A 14,851-nucleotide genomic window follows, 5' to 3' on the forward strand; every position below is an offset into this window, starting at 1 on the left:
TGAATATATCTTAATCACTCGCTCGCGTGACGCCCGAGGAAGTTGTAGACCTCGTTGTCGTCGACGCCGGGGAAAGCGCCGCGGGGGAGCGGGGAGAACATATGCGTGTGCACCCGGGCGCTCGGCCAGGCCCGGCCGTTCCAGCGCTCCGTCAGCTCGGCCGAGGGGCGTCGGCAGCACGACTCGTCGGGGCAGGTCGACACGGCCCGGTCGTTCGTCTCGCGTCCGCGCCACCAGCGTGCGTCGTCGAAGGGGACTCCGACGGTCACCGAGAACTCCCCGTCGCTCGACGAGCCCGTCTGGGTCGAGCACCAGAACGTGCCGGACGGGGTGTCGGTGTACTGGTGGTGCTCCGTGGTGCGGTTCTGCTGCGTGAACGCGGCGCGGGCCTGGAACTTGCGGCACACCCGCTGCCCCTCGACCGCACCGGTGACGTCCATCGGCAGCGGCAGGTCGTCGTTCTCGTACACGCGGGTGATCGCTCCGGTGGAGTCCACGCGCAGGAAGTGCAGGGCCATGCCGAGGTGCTGCGTCAGCAGGTTCGTCATCCGCATCCCCGCGGCCTCGTGCGTCACGCCGAAGCCGTCGCGGAAGTCCTCGACCGCGAGGTTGCGGTCCTTCTTGGCCTGGTGCAGGAAGGCGACGGATGCGGTCTCCGGCATCAGGCAGCACGCGGCGAAGTAGTTGATCTCGAGGCGCTGCTGCAGGAAGTCGGCGTAGTCGGTGGGCGGGGTGTGTCCGAGGAGACGGTGCGCCATCGCCTGCAGCGCCATCGAGCGCAGGCCGTGGCCGCCGGGGATGGATGCCGGGGGCAGGTAGATCCGTCCGTTCTCGAGGTCGGTGACCGAGCGGGTGGAGTGCGGGAGGTCGTTGACGTAGATCAGCTCGAAGCCGAGCTTCTCCGCCATGATGCTCACGGTGCGGTGCGTGAGAGCGCCCTGCACGTGGCCCGCGGCCTTGAGCTGCTTCTCGGCGAGCTTCTCGATCTCCGGCAGGTAGTTGTGCTGGGCGCGCATGCGCAGCCGCAGCTCGGTGTTCGCGCGCCGTGCCTCCTCCGGTGTCGCGATGGCCTCGCGCTCGCGGCGCTCCAGCTCGCGGTGCAGGCCGAGGACCGACTCGATCGTCTCGTCGCTCATGCCCTTGGTCACGCGCACGGGTGCGACGCCGAGCTGGCGGAAGACGGGGCTCTCCTGCGCTCGCTCGAGGGCGATCTCGAGCGCGGCGCGACGGTTCGGCGGCTCGCCGGAGATGAGGTCGGTGACCTCGGTGCTCGTCGCCTGCGCGATCGCCTGCAGCAGCGAGAGCTTGGGCTCGCGCTTGCCGTTCTCGATCAGGCTCAGTTGGGATCCCGCGACGCCGACGAGCGCGCCGAGTTCATCGAGGGTGTACCCGTTCTCGAGCCGGTGGTGACGGATGCGGTGACCGAGAGTCGTGAGGTGGATGCCGGAGGACGCCATTCCTTGAGTCTAGCGAAAGAATCAAAGTTCTTATCGCCCGATTCGGCCGAAAGTCCCGCCGTAACCGGAAGAAGATAGGTGCAACGCCCCACACTTCAAAGGAGCACCAGCCATGGCCATCGCCGAAGTCTTCACCCCTCGCACGTCTCCCGTCGCCGTGACGCGCACGTTCGGGGCGGCTCCGACGTATGACACGCCCGCCATGGCCGAGCTGGCCGCATGGGTCGAGGAGATCCGCGAACTCACCCAGCCCGACTCCGTGCACTGGGTCGACGGCTCGCGCGCCGAGAACGACCGGCTGCTGCACGGGCTCGTCGACGAGGGCAAGCTGATCAAGCTCAACCCCGAATGGCGCCCCGGCTCCTACCTCGCCCGCTCGCACCCCAGCGACGTCGCCCGCACCGAGGGGCGCACCTTCATCGCCTCCGAGCGTGAAGAAGACGCCGGCCCCACGAACAACTGGGCGGCACCGGCCGAGATGCACCAGAAGATGGACGAGATCTTCGAGGGCTCGATGCGGGGACGGACGATGTACGTCGTGCCGTTCTCGATGGGACGCGTCGGCGGACCCCTCTCGCACATCGGCGTCCAGATCACCGACAGTGCCTACGCCGTCGCCTCGATCGGCATCATGACCCGCGTCGGCGACGCCGTCACCCGGCAGATCGCCGAGGGTGCGCCGTGGGTCAAGACCGTGCACACGGTCGGCGCCCCGCTCGCCCCGGGTGAGCAGGACGTCGAGTGGCCCTGCAACGACGACAAGTACATCGTCCACTTCCCCGAGACCCTCGAGGTCTACTCCTACGGATCGGGCTACGGCGGCAACGCCATCCTCGCCAAGAAGTGCTTCGCGCTGCGCATCGCCTCGGTGATCGCCCGCGACGAGGGCTGGCTCGCCGAGCACATGCTGCTGATCCGCGTGATCGACCCGCAGGGCAAGGCGTACCACGTCGCCGCGGCGTTCCCCTCGGCGTGCGGCAAGACGAACCTCGCCATGCTGCGCCCGACGATCCCGGGGTGGAGGGTCGAGACCCTCGGCGACGACATCGCCTGGATCCGTCCGGGAGAGGACGGCCGCCTGTGGGCCATCAACCCCGAGGCCGGGTTCTTCGGGGTCGCGCCCGGCACCGGCGAGTCGACCAACGTCACCGCCGTCGAGACCCTCTGGGGCAACACGATCTTCACGAACGTCGCGCTCCGCCCGGACGGCGACGTGTGGTGGGAGGGCCTGACCGATGAGGCGCCCGCGAACCTCGTCGACTGGGAGGGCAACGACTGGACGCCCGACTCCGGTCGTCCGGCCGCGCACCCCAACTCCCGCTTCACGGTGTCGGCGGCGCAGTGCCCGCAGATCTCCGAGGACTGGGAAGAGGCCGTGCCGCTCGACGTCATCCTCTTCGGCGGACGCCGCGCCACCAACGTCCCGCTCGTGGTCGAAGCCACCGACTGGACCCACGGTGTCTTCCTGGGCTCGAACATCTCGTCCGAGCGCACGGCCGCGGCCGAGGGCACGGTCGGCGAACTGCGCCGCGACCCGTTCGCGATGCTGCCGTTCTGCGGCTACAACATGGCGGACTACTTCGGCCACTGGCTGACGGTCGGCCGGGGCCTGCGCTTCGACCGTGCACCGCGCATCTTTCAGGTGAACTGGTTCCGCCGCGGGTCCGACGGCCGGTTCCTGTGGCCCGGATTCGGCGACAACTCGCGTGTCGTGGACTGGATCATCCGCCGCATCGCGGGTGACGTGCCCGCCGTCGACAGCCCGATCGGACGCCTCCCGCGCGTGGAAGACCTCAACCTCGACGGGCTCGACCTCCCCGCTGCCGACCTCGACGAGCTGTTCTCCGTCGACGCCGAGGCGTGGAAGACCGAGGCCGATCTGACCGAGGAGTTCTACGACACCTTCGGCGACAGGGTCCCGGCGGCGCTGCGCGCCGAGCTGGCGTCGCTGCGCTACCGCCTCGCGAAGGCGTAGCCACAAGCTGGTGCCGGTTCGGGGGAGCCGGCACCTTCGGGGCCATCGCCCCGCACGAGCCGCGAAGGCGGGACATCAGAGACGAACCCATGGCTGAGTGGTCTCCGACGTCCCGCCTTCGTGTCGTCCCGGTTCGATCAGGCGAGCAGCTGGTGGCGGGCGAGGTCGCGGTACAGCGGCGTCGACTCCACGAGCTCGGCGTGCGTGCCCTGGCCGACCACGGCGCCGTCCTGCAGCACCACGATCAGGTCGCTGTCCACGACGGTCGACAGCCGGTGCGCGATCACGATCAGCGTGCGGTCGGTGGACACCGCGTCGATCGCCTCGCGCATCCGCTGCTCGTTCACGCCGTCGAGCGATGACGTCGATTCGTCGAGCAGCAGGATCGGAGCATCCGTGAGGAGGGCGCGGGCGATCGCGAGGCGCTGACGCTCGCCGCCCGACAGCATCACACCGTCCTCGCCGACCGGGGCTTCGATCCCCAGCTGGTTCCGCTCGAGCACATCGCCGAGGTTCACCGCGCGCAGCACCCGCTCGCAGTCGGCGTCGGAGGCGTCGGGCGAGGCGAGGCGCAGGTTCTCGGCGAGCGTCCCCGCGAGCGTCGGAGCATCCTGCTCGACGTAGCCGAAGTGGGCGCGGAGCTCGTCGCGCGGGTAGGTGCGCGCGTCGTGACCGTGCACCCGGATCGAGCCGCCGGTGGGGTCGTAGAATCGCTCGACGAGCGACAGGATGGTGCTCTTGCCGGCGCCGCTCGGTCCGACCAGGGCGACTCGCGCCCCGCGCGGCACGGCGAACGAGACGCCGCGGAGAACCTCATGATCCTGCGCGGCCGGAGTCGCGGCCTCCGCGGATTCCAGATGCGCGTCGGCGAGGAGGGTCCGCGCCGCCTTCGCAGCGGCCGCCCTGGCGGCCACGACGTTCGCGGGGTAGTGGAAGCGCACGTCGCGGAACTCGACGGCGGGTGCCTCCGGAGCCGCGGACTCGCGAGGCAGTGCCGCGGCGATCGTCTCGTCGTCCTGCGTCTCGGTGGGCAGATCGAGCACTTCCTGGATGCGGCCGAGCGCGCCCAGCGCCTGGTTCACCGAGGTGATCGCGCCGAATGTGGTGGCGAGCGGCATCACGAGCAGGAACAGGAACATGATGAACGAGATCAGGGAGGCGATCGTGATCGCGCCGGCGGCGACCCGGAATCCGCCGACGCCGAGGACCACGAGCAGCGACAGCTGCAGCGCGATCCCCGAGACCGGGACGACGAGCGAGGAGATCTTGGCGATGCGCACGCCGATGCCGTACGCGTCGGAGGCGAGCGCCGACACCGCTTCGGTCTCGCGCTCGGTCGCGCCCGAGGCGCGGATCGTGCGGATCGAGCCCACGGCGCGCTCCACTCCGGACGCCAGCTCTCCGACCTTCTCCTGCTGGGCGGTCGAGGCCGTGCGGATCCGCCCGCTCAGCAGCACGACCACGACCACCGAGACGCCGATCACGACCACGATGAGCAGCAGCAGGATGGGGTCGATCACCAGCATCGCGATGAGGGCGCCGAGGAAGAGCACGGCGCTGCCGACCGCATCCGCGAGTCCCTGCGTGAGCACGGCGTAGAGCAGGGTGGTGTCGGTTCCCACGCGGGAGACGAGGTCGCCGGTGCGGCGGGCGTCGAACTCGGACGTCGGCAGGTGCAGGATGCGCGCGATCAGTTTCCGGCGACTCGAGTACACGACCGCCGTGCCCGTGCGCTGCAGCAGATAGTGCTGGAAGCCCGAGATGATCGACGACACGATCACGAAGCCGACCAGGAGCCAGACGAGGATGCCGATCCCCGTGTCGGACTGCACCGCCTCGATGACCTGGCCCACGAGCAGTGGTTGCACCAGCGACGTGGCTGCGCCGACGACGCTGAGCACGGCGACCACGATGAGCGTGCGCTTGTGTTCGAAGAGGAAGGGGAGGAGCTGGCGGAAGGTGGCGCGCGGGCCTTCGGGCTGTGCGCCACGTCCGCGGCGGCGTGCTGTCGCCGTACCGGACATGCGGGACCTCGATCTGGAGATGGTACTTCGACCGTACTTCGTGCGCGCTCGAATCCTATGCAGGGGCTGTATGAGGCTCAGGAGCGACCGAACCGCCGATGGGCCGCCTGCTTGCTCACGCCGAGCGCGCTGGCGATCGCCTGCCACGAATATCCGAGGTTCCGCGCTCGCCGCACGGTGGCCTCCTCGGAGCGGGCGATCTCGCTGCGCATCTCGGCGAGTCGATGCAGCGCCGCCAGGGGCTCGCTTCCGTCGTCCTGTGCGATCGCGGTCGGCATTGTCATGATGAACCTCCTGTGTCAATGTTCGTTGACGTGCCTGGATTTGTCAACATCTATTGACGTGCCAGAATGGGCCGATGCCGAAGAAGAAATGGGTCCTGTTCGACATCGGAGGAGTACTGGAACTCGTCGATGACGACGCGTGGCAGGAGGAGTGGTGGGACCGCTGGCGCGTGGTCAGCGGTCTCGAGCGCTCCGCGTTCGATGCCCGCGTCGAGGCCGCCGACCTGCCGCCGATCGACCTCACCGTCGGCACGGAAGCCGCGTTCTGGGAGCGGCTGGGCACCGCGCTCGATCTCGACGACACGCAGCGCACCGTCATGCGCGCGGACTTCTGGGACGCCTACTGCGGCACCGGCAACGTCGAGCTGATCGACTACGCCAGGACGCTGAGGCCCCGCGCCGCGACCGCGATCCTCTCGAACTCTGTCGACGGTGCGCGTGAGGAGGAGGAGCGCCGCTTCGGCTTCTCCGAGATCTTCGACCCGATCTGCTACAGCCACGAGCAGGGTGCGAACAAGCCTGACGCCGACGCGTATCTGCGCGCGTTGCAGCGCCTGGACGCGGCCCCCGAAGACGTGCTGTTCATCGACGACCATCAGGATGGCGTCGACGGCGCGCGGGCGGTCGGCGTCCGAGCGGTGCGGCATCGCGACAACGCGACGACGATGGCGGCGATCGAGCAGTTCCTGGCGGACTGAGCCGCGCCCGCCGCAACTGAAGAGGGCACCCGCATTCGAGGATGCGAGTGCCCTCTCAGCGAGCAGACGACGGAGCTAGAGCTCGACGGCCGCCGCGATGCCGAGGTCGTCGTCGTAGTCGTGGTCCTTCGTCTCGGGGCTCAGGAGCAGCGCGATGAAGGTCAAGACGCCCATCGCCGACAGATAGAGTCCGACGAGCCACGGGGCGCCGTCGCCGAGCGACCACAGCCACAGGGCGATCAGCGGTGCGACGGCTGCACCGAGGATCGACGACACGTTGTAGGCGATGGCCGAGCCCGTGTACCTGACGTTGGTCGGGAACAGCTCGGGCAGCAGCGCGCCCATCGGGCCGAAGGTCGCTCCCATCAGCATGAAGCCGAACACGAGGAAGGCCTGCGCCAGCGCCCCGGTAAACTTCGGGTCGACGGCGGGGAGGAGGAACGTGTTGAAGGTGAAGCCGAACACGATGATCGCTCCGGTGACCCAGAGCAGCAGCTTCCGTCTGCCCACCGCGTCGGCGATCGGCCCCGAGAGCAGCGTGAAGATGCCGAAGAACACCACGCCGATGATCTGCATCAGCACGAAGTCGGTGTAGCCGAAGCCGAGACCGGGGTAGAACTGCGCGGCGAACTTCGTCGCGTCGAAGTCCGCGCCCGTCGCCTCCGCCGCGGCCTTCGCAGCGGCGGAGGCGGTCTCCAGCGAAGCGGGCTTGGTGCCGTACGCGAGCGTGAAGTTCGTCATCAGGTAGAAGAGCACGTAGGTCGCCAGCATGATGAACGTGCCGAGGATGAGCTGCTTCCAGTGGTGGCGGAAGACGGTCGCGAGCGGAAGCTTGCGGATCACGCCCTTCGTCTCGGCCTTCTTGAAGGTGTCGGATTCGACGAGCTTCAGTCGCACCCACAGGCCGATGATCACCATCACGGCCGAGAACAGGAACGGGATGCGCCAGCCCCAGGAGAGGAACGCCTCGGACTTCAGCACCGGGTTCTCCGCGTGCGGCAGCAGCCAGTTGATGGCGAGGAAGAGGAAGTTGGCGATGATGAAACCGAGCGGTGCGCCCAGCTGCGGGAAGGTGCCGTACCAGGCGCGCTTGCCCTTCGGGGCGTTCTCGGTGGCGACCAGAGCAGCGCCCGACCACTCGCCGCCGAGGGCGAAGCCCTGAGCGAGACGCAGGATCAGCAGCAGGAGGGCGGCCCACCAGCCGATGTCCTGGAAGGTCGGCAGCAGACCGATCACGAAGGTCGCGATGCCCATGGTCAGCAGCGAGGCGACGAGCGTGGCCTTGCGGCCGAACTTGTCGCCGAAGTGGCCGAACACCACGGCGCCGATGGGGCGGGCGACCATCGCGGCGCCGAACACCGCGAAGGAGGAGAGGAGGGAGGTGGTGTCGTTCCCGGTCGGGAAGAACAGCACGGGGAACACGAGCACGGCCGCGGTCGCATACGCATAGAAGTCGTAGAACTCGATCGTCGTACCGACCAGGCTCGCGGTGATGACGCGCGAGCGGGGATTCGCGGGCGCAGTGGCAGTGGTCATGGAACTCCTCCGATCAGTCCCGGTATACCAAAGGGACTCGGGTGAGTTTACGCCTTCCTGAGTGTTCGCTGTGTACGCCTTTTCGCGTGTCACCCGCTGCCCGTTCGCGTGCGTAGAGTCAGAGGCGGCGGAAGGCGGGGGAGGACACGATGGCGACGAGGATGCTGCTCCTGGCCGAAACGCACGTCCCGAAACGGGCGAAACGACTTCCCGATGCGGTGCTGCAGGCGGTCGACGACGCCGACGTGGTCGTGCACGCCGGAGACTGGGTCGACATCGAGACGCTGGACCTCCTGCTGTCGCGGTCGCGGGTGCTGCACGGGGTGTACGGCAACAACGACGGACCGGAACTGCGTTCGCGCCTTCCGGAGGTCGCCCGGTTCAGGGTCGAGGGCGTCGATGTCGCGGTCGTGCACGAGACGGGGGAGTCCCGCAAGCGCGAGGAGCGGATGGACGAGGTGTACCCCGGCGTCGATGTCCTCGTGTTCGGCCACTCGCACATCCCCTGGGACACCGTCACCCCGACCGGTATGCGGTTGCTCAACCCCGGGTCGCCGACCGACCGCCGTCGGCAGCCCGTCTGCACGATGATGTGGGCCGAGGTCAGCGGGGCCACGGTCGAGTCGACGCTGGTGTCGGTCCCGTGACCGGGCCGCCCGTCTACCGCGCGCCGATGCGGTCGCGCGACGATCGGGTGCCAGACGGGGTTGCCGTGGAACGGGCGCTCTCACTCGGCGTCTGCGGCGTGGGTGGAGTCCTGGAATCGTCGCCCGCCTCGCTCGAGGAAGCGCTCGTCTCGGTCGATTCCGCGTACGGGGAGCGGATGGCGCGACGCCTCGAGCGGTTCGCCGCTGTGCCGGATGGCGCGCTGGTCTGGACGCGCGACAGCGATCACCTCTGGTGGCTCGGCATGCTCGACGGGCCGTGGAGCTATGACGCTGCGTCGGCCGCGCGCGAGGTCGACCTCGTCCATGTCAGGCCCTGCCGGTGGCTCACGGCCCCGGTGGCGCCGAGTGGCGTCCCACCCGCGGTGCGTGCAGCTTTCGGCCGCGGCGGCCGCAACTGGCAGCGGATCCGTGATGCGGGCGCCTCTCCGGCCTCCGCCGCGCTCTGGCGACGGCCCGAGAACGCCTGATCACCGCGTCGGTCGCGCGAAGACAGAGTCCCTGCGAAGTGCTGAGTCTCAGCGCCAGATGACGGCGAGGCCCGCGTTCAGGAGCGCGAGGATGCCGATCAGCCAGAACACGGCGGAGGGCACGGTGTCGCCGCGCTTCTGACGCGCGGAGCCGATACCCAGCAGGGCGCCGATGATCACGAGGACCACCAGCTTCACGCCGATCTTGACGTAGTTGAGGTCGTACTCGATGCCCCACGGCGCCGCGAGAGCGAGGCCGGCGACACCCGCGATGGCGAGGCCGTAGTCCATGATCTTCGTGATCTGGCGCTTGCCGCCGAAGGCCTGCGCGGCCCACGAGCCGAAGAGCACGGCGAAGCCGATGAGGTGGATGAACACGACGACCAGACGCAGAGTCTCCATGCCCTCACCGTACGAGTGCGGCGGAGGTCTGCGCTAGCAAGGGCAGGCTGACCTCAGCCGCGCAGCTCCCGGGTGACGAGGGCCGTACGCAGAGCGGCGTCCGCGGCCTCGGCGCCCTTGTCCTCCTTCGACCCCTCGAGGCCCGCACGGTCGAGACCCTGCTTCTCGTCGTCGAGGGTGAGCACGCCGAATCCGACCGGCTTGCCGGCGTCGAGCGCGACGCGGGTGAGACCGTCGGTGGTCGCCGCCGACACGTACTCGAAGTGGGGCGTGCCCCCGCGGATGATCACGCCGAGGGCGACGACGGCATCCGCCCCGCCCGCGAAGGCGGCCTGCGCGGCGATCGCGAGCTCGAACGAGCCGGGCACGCGCACCAGCCGGTGCGTGGCCTGCGCGGCGTCCAGCACGCGCTCGGCACCCGCGATCAGTCCGTTCGAGATCGTCTCGTGCCAGGTGCCGGCGACGATGACGACGTTCAGACCCCGTCCGTCGATGTTCCCGGTCTCCGGTGCTCCTGCGCCGCTCATTTCTCGTCCTCTCCGTGGGCGAGCGCTGCTGCGAGCTCCGCTTCGCCGATGATGTGACCCATCCGGTCACGCTTGGTCTCCAGGTACTGGTGGTTGTTCGGGCCGACCCCGACGATCAGCGGCACCTGCTCGACGACGTCGAGCCCGAGTTCGCGCAGCTGCTCGACCTTGTCGGTGTTGTTCGTCAGCAGACGGACCTTGGACACGCCCAGGTCGGCGAGGATGCCGGCCGCGGCCGCATAGTCTCGGGCGTCCGCCGGAAGCCCGAGCGCGAGGTTGGCGTCGACGGTGTCGAGGCCCTCCTCCTGCAGGCTGTACGCCCGCAGCTTGTTGATGAGGCCGATGCCGCGGCCCTCGTGCCCGCGCATGTAGATGACGATCCCGCCCTCCTGCTCGATCGCGTCGAGGGCGGAGTCGAGCTGCGGCCCGCACTCGCACTTCAGCGAGCCGAACGCCTCGCCGGTCAGGCACTCGGAGTGCACCCGCACCAGGGCGGTCTCGCCGGGCTCCCCGGAGACGACGGCGATGTGGTCGGTCCCCGTGACGCGATCCTTGTAGGCGAGGAAGCGGAACGAGCCGTGCGTGGTCGGCACCGTGGCGTCGGCGCGCAGGCTCACCCGACGTCCGCGGCGTGCGCTCGGCGTCGCGCCCTCGGGGTCGATGTCGTTGAGGTGGGCGATGAGCTGCTCGATCGTGATGACGGGAACCCCGTCGCGGGCGCCCAGCTCGATCAGTCCGGGGAGGCGCATCATGCTGCCGTCCTCTGCGACCACCTCGGCGATCGCACCGACCGGTCGGAGGCCCGCGAGCTTCATCAGCTCGACGGCCGCCTCGGTGTGGCCGCTGCGCTCGCGCACGCCGCCGTCGACCGCCCGCAGCGGCAGCACGTGCCCGGGGCGGATGATGCTCGTGGCGGTCGATCCGGGGTTCGCCAGCACGTTCAGCGTGTGGGCGCGGTCGTGGGCGCTGATCCCGGTCGTGACGCCCTCCGCGGCATCCACGCTCACGGTGTACGCCGTCGAGCGGGCATCCTCGCTCGCGGCCACCATCGGCTGCAGGTTCAGATGGTCGGCGAGGTCGGTGGGCATCGGGGCGCAGATGAAGCCCGACGACCAGCGCACGGTCCACGCCACCCATTCCGGCGTCGCGAGCTCGGCCGACAGGATCACGTCGCCCTCGTTCTCGCGGTTCTCATCGTCGGCGACGAGGACGGGACGCCCGGCGCGCAGCGCCTCCAGGGCCTCGGGGATCGTGGAAAGGCTCATCGCGAGCCTCCTTCCGGTGCGGCGCGGAACGCGAGCAGGCGCTCGACGTGGCGGGCGAGGATGTCGGTCTCCAGGTTGACGCGGTCTCCCACGGCGCGGATGCCGAGGGTGGTCGCTGCGAGCGTCTCGGGAATCAGGGAGACCTCGAACCAGGGAGAGGGGTCTGCGGGCTCGCTGACGGCGCTCACGGTCAGCGAGGTGCCGTCGACCGAGATGGAGCCCTTGTCGACGACGAGCGGGGCGAGGTCGGCGGGCAGGCTGATGCGCAGCACGCTCCACTGGGCGCCGGGACGCACCTCGAGCACCTCGCCGACCCCGTCGACGTGTCCCTGCACGATGTGCCCGCCGAGACGCGCGCCGACCGGCATCGCCTTCTCGATGTTCACCCGGGTGCCGATCGTCGCCGATCCGATCGCGGCGACATCGAGTGTCTGCTTCATCACGTCGGTGTCGAAGGTGTCGGCGGTCGAGCCCACCACGGTCAGGCACACTCCCGAGACGGCGATGGACTCGCCGTGCACGGCATCCGCCGCGGCGCGGGGTGCCCGCACGGTCAGCCGCCAGCCGTCACCGGCGGGGGCGATCGCGGTGATCTCGCCCATCTCTTCGATGATTCCGGTGAACATCAGGCGGCTCCTTCGTTCTGCGGTTCTGCGTCTTCGGTGAGGTGTGCGACCGCGAGCATGTCGGCCCCGAGGGGCACCCACTCGTCGACGGTCAGACGGCGCGCGTCGTCGATGGACGCCACACCGATGTCGGTCAGGGCCAGGCGACCGCCGCCGAGCAGCACCGGCGCGATGTACGCGAGCACCCGGTCGGCGAGGCCGGCCGCGACGAAGGCGCTGGCGAGCGTCGGCCCACCCTCGACGAACACGCTCTGGATGCCGCGGGCATGCAGGTCCGCGGCGATGGCGTGCAGGTCATGGGTGTCGAAGAAGAGCGGGGGATGCGGATGCCGGTGCACCGCAGCGTCAGCGGGCGTGGGCCGGGAGCCGATCACGACCGGGATCGGCTGGTGGGGCAGCAGCGCATCGCCGTCACGAGCCGTGAGGGCGGGGTCGTCGGCGAGCACGGTACCGGTGCCGACCACGATGGCGTCGGCGTGCGCACGGCGGCGATGCACGTCGGCTCTGGCCGCGGGGCCGGTGATCCACTGGCTGGTGCCGTCGGCCGCCGCGGCTCGTCCGTCGAGGCTCTGCGCCCACTTGACGGTGATGTGCGGGCGACCGAGGCGCTGAGCCCTGAGCCATCCGTCGATCAGTGCGTGTGCGGCCTCCGCCTGCTCGCCGGACTCGACATCGACCCCGGCGGCGCGAAGCCGCTCCGCGCCACCGCCCTCGACGGCCCCGGGATCGTCGAGCGCGTAGACGACGCGAGTGATGCCGGCTTCGATCAGGGCGACCGCGCACGGTCCGGTGCGCCCGGTGTGATTGCAGGGCTCGAGGGTCACGACCGCGGTTGCTCCGCGCGCGGCGTCGGGGGCGAGCTTCGAGAGCGCGTCGACCTCGGCGTGCGGCGTGCCCGCGCCGTGGTGCCAGCCTTCGGCCAGGACCGAGCCGTCAGGGGAGAGGATGACGGCTCCCACCTGCGGGTTCGCTCCCCGCGGGCCGCGGGCGGCCAGCCGGAGCGCGCGACCCATCGCGTCGCGCTCTGCCGCGTTCACTGCCATCCGTCGTCCTCCTCTGAGGCTGCGGGGTCAGACAGGGGTGGCGGAACGGACGCACGGATGCGTCGCGTGCTGCCTCCCTTCCGGACTAGCGAGGTCTCCCTCGCATCACCGTCGGTCCCGGAGTTCCACCGGATCGGCATCCCGATCTCTCGAGACGCTCGCGGACTGTCACCGCCGGTTCGGATTCCCACCGACCCCGGAGCACGTTGTTGCTCTGAGTGTACTCAACGCGTCTGCACGCATTTCATTCCGAGACAGGGAGGCGGTGATGCCGACGTGCGGATGCGGTCACTTCAGCAGCCGCGAGAGTCGCCGGTCGGCGAGCACCTTGCCGCCGGTCTGGCAGGTCGGGCAGTACTCCAGCGAGCGGTCGGCGAAGAACACGCTGCGCACCGTGTCGCCGCAGACGGGGCAGGTCTCGCCGCGGCGCGCGTGCACCTGCATGCCGCGGCGCTTGGCGTCCTTGAGGTCGGCGGGTGGCTTGCCGGAGGCTTCGGCGACCGCCTCGGTCAGCGTCTCGCGCATCGCCTCGAACAGGCGCTCGACCTCGGTGTCGTCGAGCTTCCCGGCGATCGCGTACGGCGACATGCGCGCGGCATGCAGGATCTCATCCGAGTACGCGTTGCCGATGCCCGCGATCACGGCCTGGTCGCGCAGCAGACCCTTGATCTGCATCCGCCGGTCTTCGAGGAGCGCGGCGAAGGCCTCGCGGGTGAACGCGGGGTCGAGCGGGTCGGGACCGAGCCGGGCGATGCCGGGCACCTCCTGGGGATCGCGCACGACGTACACGGCGAGCGACTTCTTGGTACCGGCCTCGGTCAGATCGAACCCGCTGCCGTCGTCGAGTGCGATGCGCAGCGCGATCGGGGACTTTCCCGGCTTGATGAGCGTCGTGGGAAGCGCCTCGTACCAGCGCAGCCATCCGGCCTTGGCAAGGTGGAACACGAGGTGCAGGTCGTGACCGCAGCGGAGCACCACGAATTTGCCGAGACGAGCGGATCCCGTGATCGTGGCGCCCTGCAGTGCGGAGATCGGCGGATCGTAGGTCTTCAGAGCGGCGATGGCTGCGACGGTGGCGCGGGTGATCGTGCGGCCGACAGCGCGCTCTTCGAGGAAGGCGGTCAGGCCCTGGACTTCCGGCATCTCCGGCATGCGTTCATCCTGCCATCGCCCTCCGACACTGTCACGTGCCGGTCAGCCGGCATCGCCGACCCGGCCCCCTCCGCACGGCCCGGCCCCTCGCGCACGTGCGCGAGGGGCCGGGCCGTACGGAAAGGAACCGGTCAGGGCACCGGCCAGTCGACCGGGGTGCGGTCGTCGTCGGGCAGCAGTCCCGCCATCCATCCGTCGTCACGACCGCGGGCGCTCGTGAGCGCCTGCCGCTGCAGCCCCTCGTAGCGGAAGCCGAGGGCGCGCGCCGCCCGTGCCGAGGCGACGTTGCCGACGACGGCCTGCCAGCGGAGCCGCGCGAGACCGAGTTCGGAGAATGCCCAGTCGATCACGGCACGCGCGGCTTCGACGAGGTAGCCGTTGCCGCGTGCCGAGGCTGTCACCCAGTACCCGAGCTCCGCATGACCGCCCGCCGCATGCTCCTGGATGTGGTGGAGACCGATCATCCCGACCAGCTCTCCGTCGGCGTATATCCCCCAGACGGTCTCCGAGCCGTCGGCCCACCAGCCGGCGACCAGGCGTATGAACTCCTCGGCGTCTTCGCGGGCGTACGGGCTCGGCACCGTCGTCCAGCGCGCGATCTCGGGGTCCTGACAGGCATCCGTGATCGCGTCGATGTCGGTTTCGGAAGGGGCGCGCAGCACGAGGCGGTCGGTGGTGAGGGCGACGGAATCCATCAGATCAGCGTATCCATCTCCCTTCCCGCCTC

At 69.7% G+C, this 14,851-nt stretch carries 15 protein-coding genes; 4 read left to right on the top strand and 11 right to left on the bottom strand.

Annotation, left to right across the window (positions count from 1 at the left end):
* Window positions 1–14: 14 nt before the first annotated feature.
* Window positions 15–1,457 (bottom strand): helix-turn-helix transcriptional regulator, encoded by a 1,443-nt coding sequence (locus CQ045_RS18355; protein WP_105726419.1) that lies wholly within the window; start codon window positions 1,455–1,457, stop codon window positions 15–17.
* Window positions 1,458–1,569: 112 nt separating this feature from the next.
* Here CQ045_RS18355 and CQ045_RS18360 point away from each other — a divergent pair, with 112 nt between their 5' ends.
* Window positions 1,570–3,432 (top strand): phosphoenolpyruvate carboxykinase (GTP), encoded by a 1,863-nt coding sequence (locus CQ045_RS18360; protein WP_181156641.1) that lies wholly within the window; start codon window positions 1,570–1,572, stop codon window positions 3,430–3,432.
* A 137-nt stretch (window positions 3,433–3,569) separates the two neighbouring features.
* On the opposite strand, the gene CQ045_RS18365 is transcribed toward CQ045_RS18360, so the two are convergent.
* Together CQ045_RS18365 and CQ045_RS18370 are read right to left on the bottom strand one after the other, a co-directional pair.
* Window positions 3,570–5,456: an ABC transporter ATP-binding protein gene (locus tag CQ045_RS18365; RefSeq protein ID WP_105726421.1), complete on the bottom strand. Its 1,887-nt coding sequence runs from the start codon at window positions 5,454–5,456 to the stop codon at window positions 3,570–3,572.
* 77 nt (window positions 5,457–5,533) lie between these two features.
* Entirely contained in the window at window positions 5,534–5,740 is a 207-nt protein-coding gene (locus tag CQ045_RS18370; protein WP_105726423.1) for a transcriptional regulator, read from the bottom strand.
* Window positions 5,741–5,814: 74 nt separating this feature from the next.
* Between CQ045_RS18370 and CQ045_RS18375 the strand changes: the two genes are divergently transcribed.
* Complete coding sequence (locus CQ045_RS18375; RefSeq protein WP_105726425.1) at window positions 5,815–6,438, top strand: HAD family hydrolase; 624 nt, start codon at window positions 5,815–5,817, stop codon at window positions 6,436–6,438.
* 75 nt (window positions 6,439–6,513) lie between these two features.
* On the opposite strand, the gene CQ045_RS18380 is transcribed toward CQ045_RS18375, so the two are convergent.
* Window positions 6,514–7,974, bottom strand: coding sequence for an MFS transporter (locus CQ045_RS18380; RefSeq protein WP_105726427.1), 1,461 nt, complete (start codon window positions 7,972–7,974; stop codon window positions 6,514–6,516).
* A 149-nt stretch (window positions 7,975–8,123) separates the two neighbouring features.
* Here CQ045_RS18380 and CQ045_RS18385 point away from each other — a divergent pair, with 149 nt between their 5' ends.
* Together CQ045_RS18385 and CQ045_RS18390 are read left to right on the top strand one after the other, a co-directional pair.
* Complete coding sequence (locus CQ045_RS18385; RefSeq protein ID WP_105726429.1) at window positions 8,124–8,621, top strand: metallophosphoesterase; 498 nt, start codon at window positions 8,124–8,126, stop codon at window positions 8,619–8,621.
* A complete protein-coding gene (locus CQ045_RS18390) occupies window positions 8,618–9,109 on the top strand; it encodes a GAF domain-containing protein (protein ID WP_105726431.1) in 492 nt (163 codons plus the stop codon). The genes CQ045_RS18385 and CQ045_RS18390 overlap by 4 nt, the downstream gene beginning before the upstream one ends.
* A gap of 48 nt (window positions 9,110–9,157) precedes the next feature.
* On the opposite strand, the gene CQ045_RS18395 is transcribed toward CQ045_RS18390, so the two are convergent.
* The 7 genes from CQ045_RS18395 to CQ045_RS18425 all read right to left on the bottom strand — a co-directional run.
* Entirely contained in the window at window positions 9,158–9,511 is a 354-nt protein-coding gene (locus CQ045_RS18395) for a Fe-S protein (protein ID WP_105726433.1), read from the bottom strand.
* A 53-nt stretch (window positions 9,512–9,564) separates the two neighbouring features.
* The gene (gene ribH, locus CQ045_RS18400; protein WP_105726435.1) at window positions 9,565–10,038 is read right to left on the bottom strand and encodes a 6,7-dimethyl-8-ribityllumazine synthase; all 474 of its coding nucleotides are present in this window, start codon (window positions 10,036–10,038) and stop codon (window positions 9,565–9,567) included.
* The gene (gene ribA, locus CQ045_RS18405; RefSeq protein WP_105726437.1) at window positions 10,035–11,303 is read right to left on the bottom strand and encodes a GTP cyclohydrolase II; all 1,269 of its coding nucleotides are present in this window, start codon (window positions 11,301–11,303) and stop codon (window positions 10,035–10,037) included. The genes ribH and ribA overlap by 4 nt, the downstream gene beginning before the upstream one ends.
* Window positions 11,300–11,929 (bottom strand): riboflavin synthase, encoded by a 630-nt coding sequence (locus CQ045_RS18410; RefSeq protein ID WP_105726439.1) that lies wholly within the window; start codon window positions 11,927–11,929, stop codon window positions 11,300–11,302. The genes ribA and CQ045_RS18410 overlap by 4 nt, the downstream gene beginning before the upstream one ends.
* Window positions 11,929–12,972, bottom strand: coding sequence for a bifunctional diaminohydroxyphosphoribosylaminopyrimidine deaminase/5-amino-6-(5-phosphoribosylamino)uracil reductase RibD (gene ribD / locus CQ045_RS18415; protein WP_105726441.1), 1,044 nt, complete (start codon window positions 12,970–12,972; stop codon window positions 11,929–11,931). The genes CQ045_RS18410 and ribD overlap by 1 nt, the downstream gene beginning before the upstream one ends.
* A gap of 288 nt (window positions 12,973–13,260) precedes the next feature.
* Window positions 13,261–14,124, bottom strand: a complete 864-nt coding sequence (locus tag CQ045_RS18420) for an Fpg/Nei family DNA glycosylase (protein ID WP_105726444.1) — start codon at window positions 14,122–14,124, stop codon at window positions 13,261–13,263.
* 131 nt (window positions 14,125–14,255) lie between these two features.
* Window positions 14,256–14,851, bottom strand: a 596-nt coding sequence (locus CQ045_RS18425) for a GNAT family protein (RefSeq protein ID WP_308737026.1), incomplete at its 5' end; no start/stop codon positions are given.

It is taken from the genome of Microbacterium sp. MYb66, assembly GCF_002979435.1.
Taxonomy (GTDB): Bacteria; Actinomycetota; Actinomycetes; order Actinomycetales; family Microbacteriaceae; genus Microbacterium.

Excerpts from the sequence above, each read along its gene's own strand:
- CQ045_RS18410 (WP_105726439.1), bottom strand. The coding sequence starts at position 11,929 with ATGTTCACCGGAATCATCGAAGAGATGGGCGAGATCACCGCGATCGCC.
- CQ045_RS18395 (WP_105726433.1), bottom strand. The coding sequence starts at position 9,511 with ATGGAGACTCTGCGTCTGGTCGTCGTGTTCATCCACCTCATCGGCTTC.
- CQ045_RS18365 (WP_105726421.1), bottom strand. The coding sequence starts at position 5,456 with ATGTCCGGTACGGCGACAGCACGCCGCCGCGGACGTGGCGCACAGCCC.
- CQ045_RS18420 (WP_105726444.1), bottom strand. The coding sequence starts at position 14,124 with ATGCCGGAGATGCCGGAAGTCCAGGGCCTGACCGCCTTCCTCGAAGAG.
- CQ045_RS18355 (WP_105726419.1), bottom strand. The coding sequence starts at position 1,457 with ATGGCGTCCTCCGGCATCCACCTCACGACTCTCGGTCACCGCATCCGT.
- CQ045_RS18375 (WP_105726425.1), top strand. The coding sequence starts at position 5,815 with ATGCCGAAGAAGAAATGGGTCCTGTTCGACATCGGAGGAGTACTGGAA.
- ribD (WP_105726441.1), bottom strand. The coding sequence starts at position 12,972 with ATGGCAGTGAACGCGGCAGAGCGCGACGCGATGGGTCGCGCGCTCCGG.
- CQ045_RS18380 (WP_105726427.1), bottom strand. The coding sequence starts at position 7,974 with ATGACCACTGCCACTGCGCCCGCGAATCCCCGCTCGCGCGTCATCACC.
- CQ045_RS18385 (WP_105726429.1), top strand. The coding sequence starts at position 8,124 with ATGGCGACGAGGATGCTGCTCCTGGCCGAAACGCACGTCCCGAAACGG.
- CQ045_RS18360 (WP_181156641.1), top strand. The coding sequence starts at position 1,570 with ATGGCCATCGCCGAAGTCTTCACCCCTCGCACGTCTCCCGTCGCCGTG.
- ribA (WP_105726437.1), bottom strand. The coding sequence starts at position 11,303 with ATGAGCCTTTCCACGATCCCCGAGGCCCTGGAGGCGCTGCGCGCCGGG.
- CQ045_RS18370 (WP_105726423.1), bottom strand. The coding sequence starts at position 5,740 with ATGACAATGCCGACCGCGATCGCACAGGACGACGGAAGCGAGCCCCTG.
- ribH (WP_105726435.1), bottom strand. The coding sequence starts at position 10,038 with ATGAGCGGCGCAGGAGCACCGGAGACCGGGAACATCGACGGACGGGGT.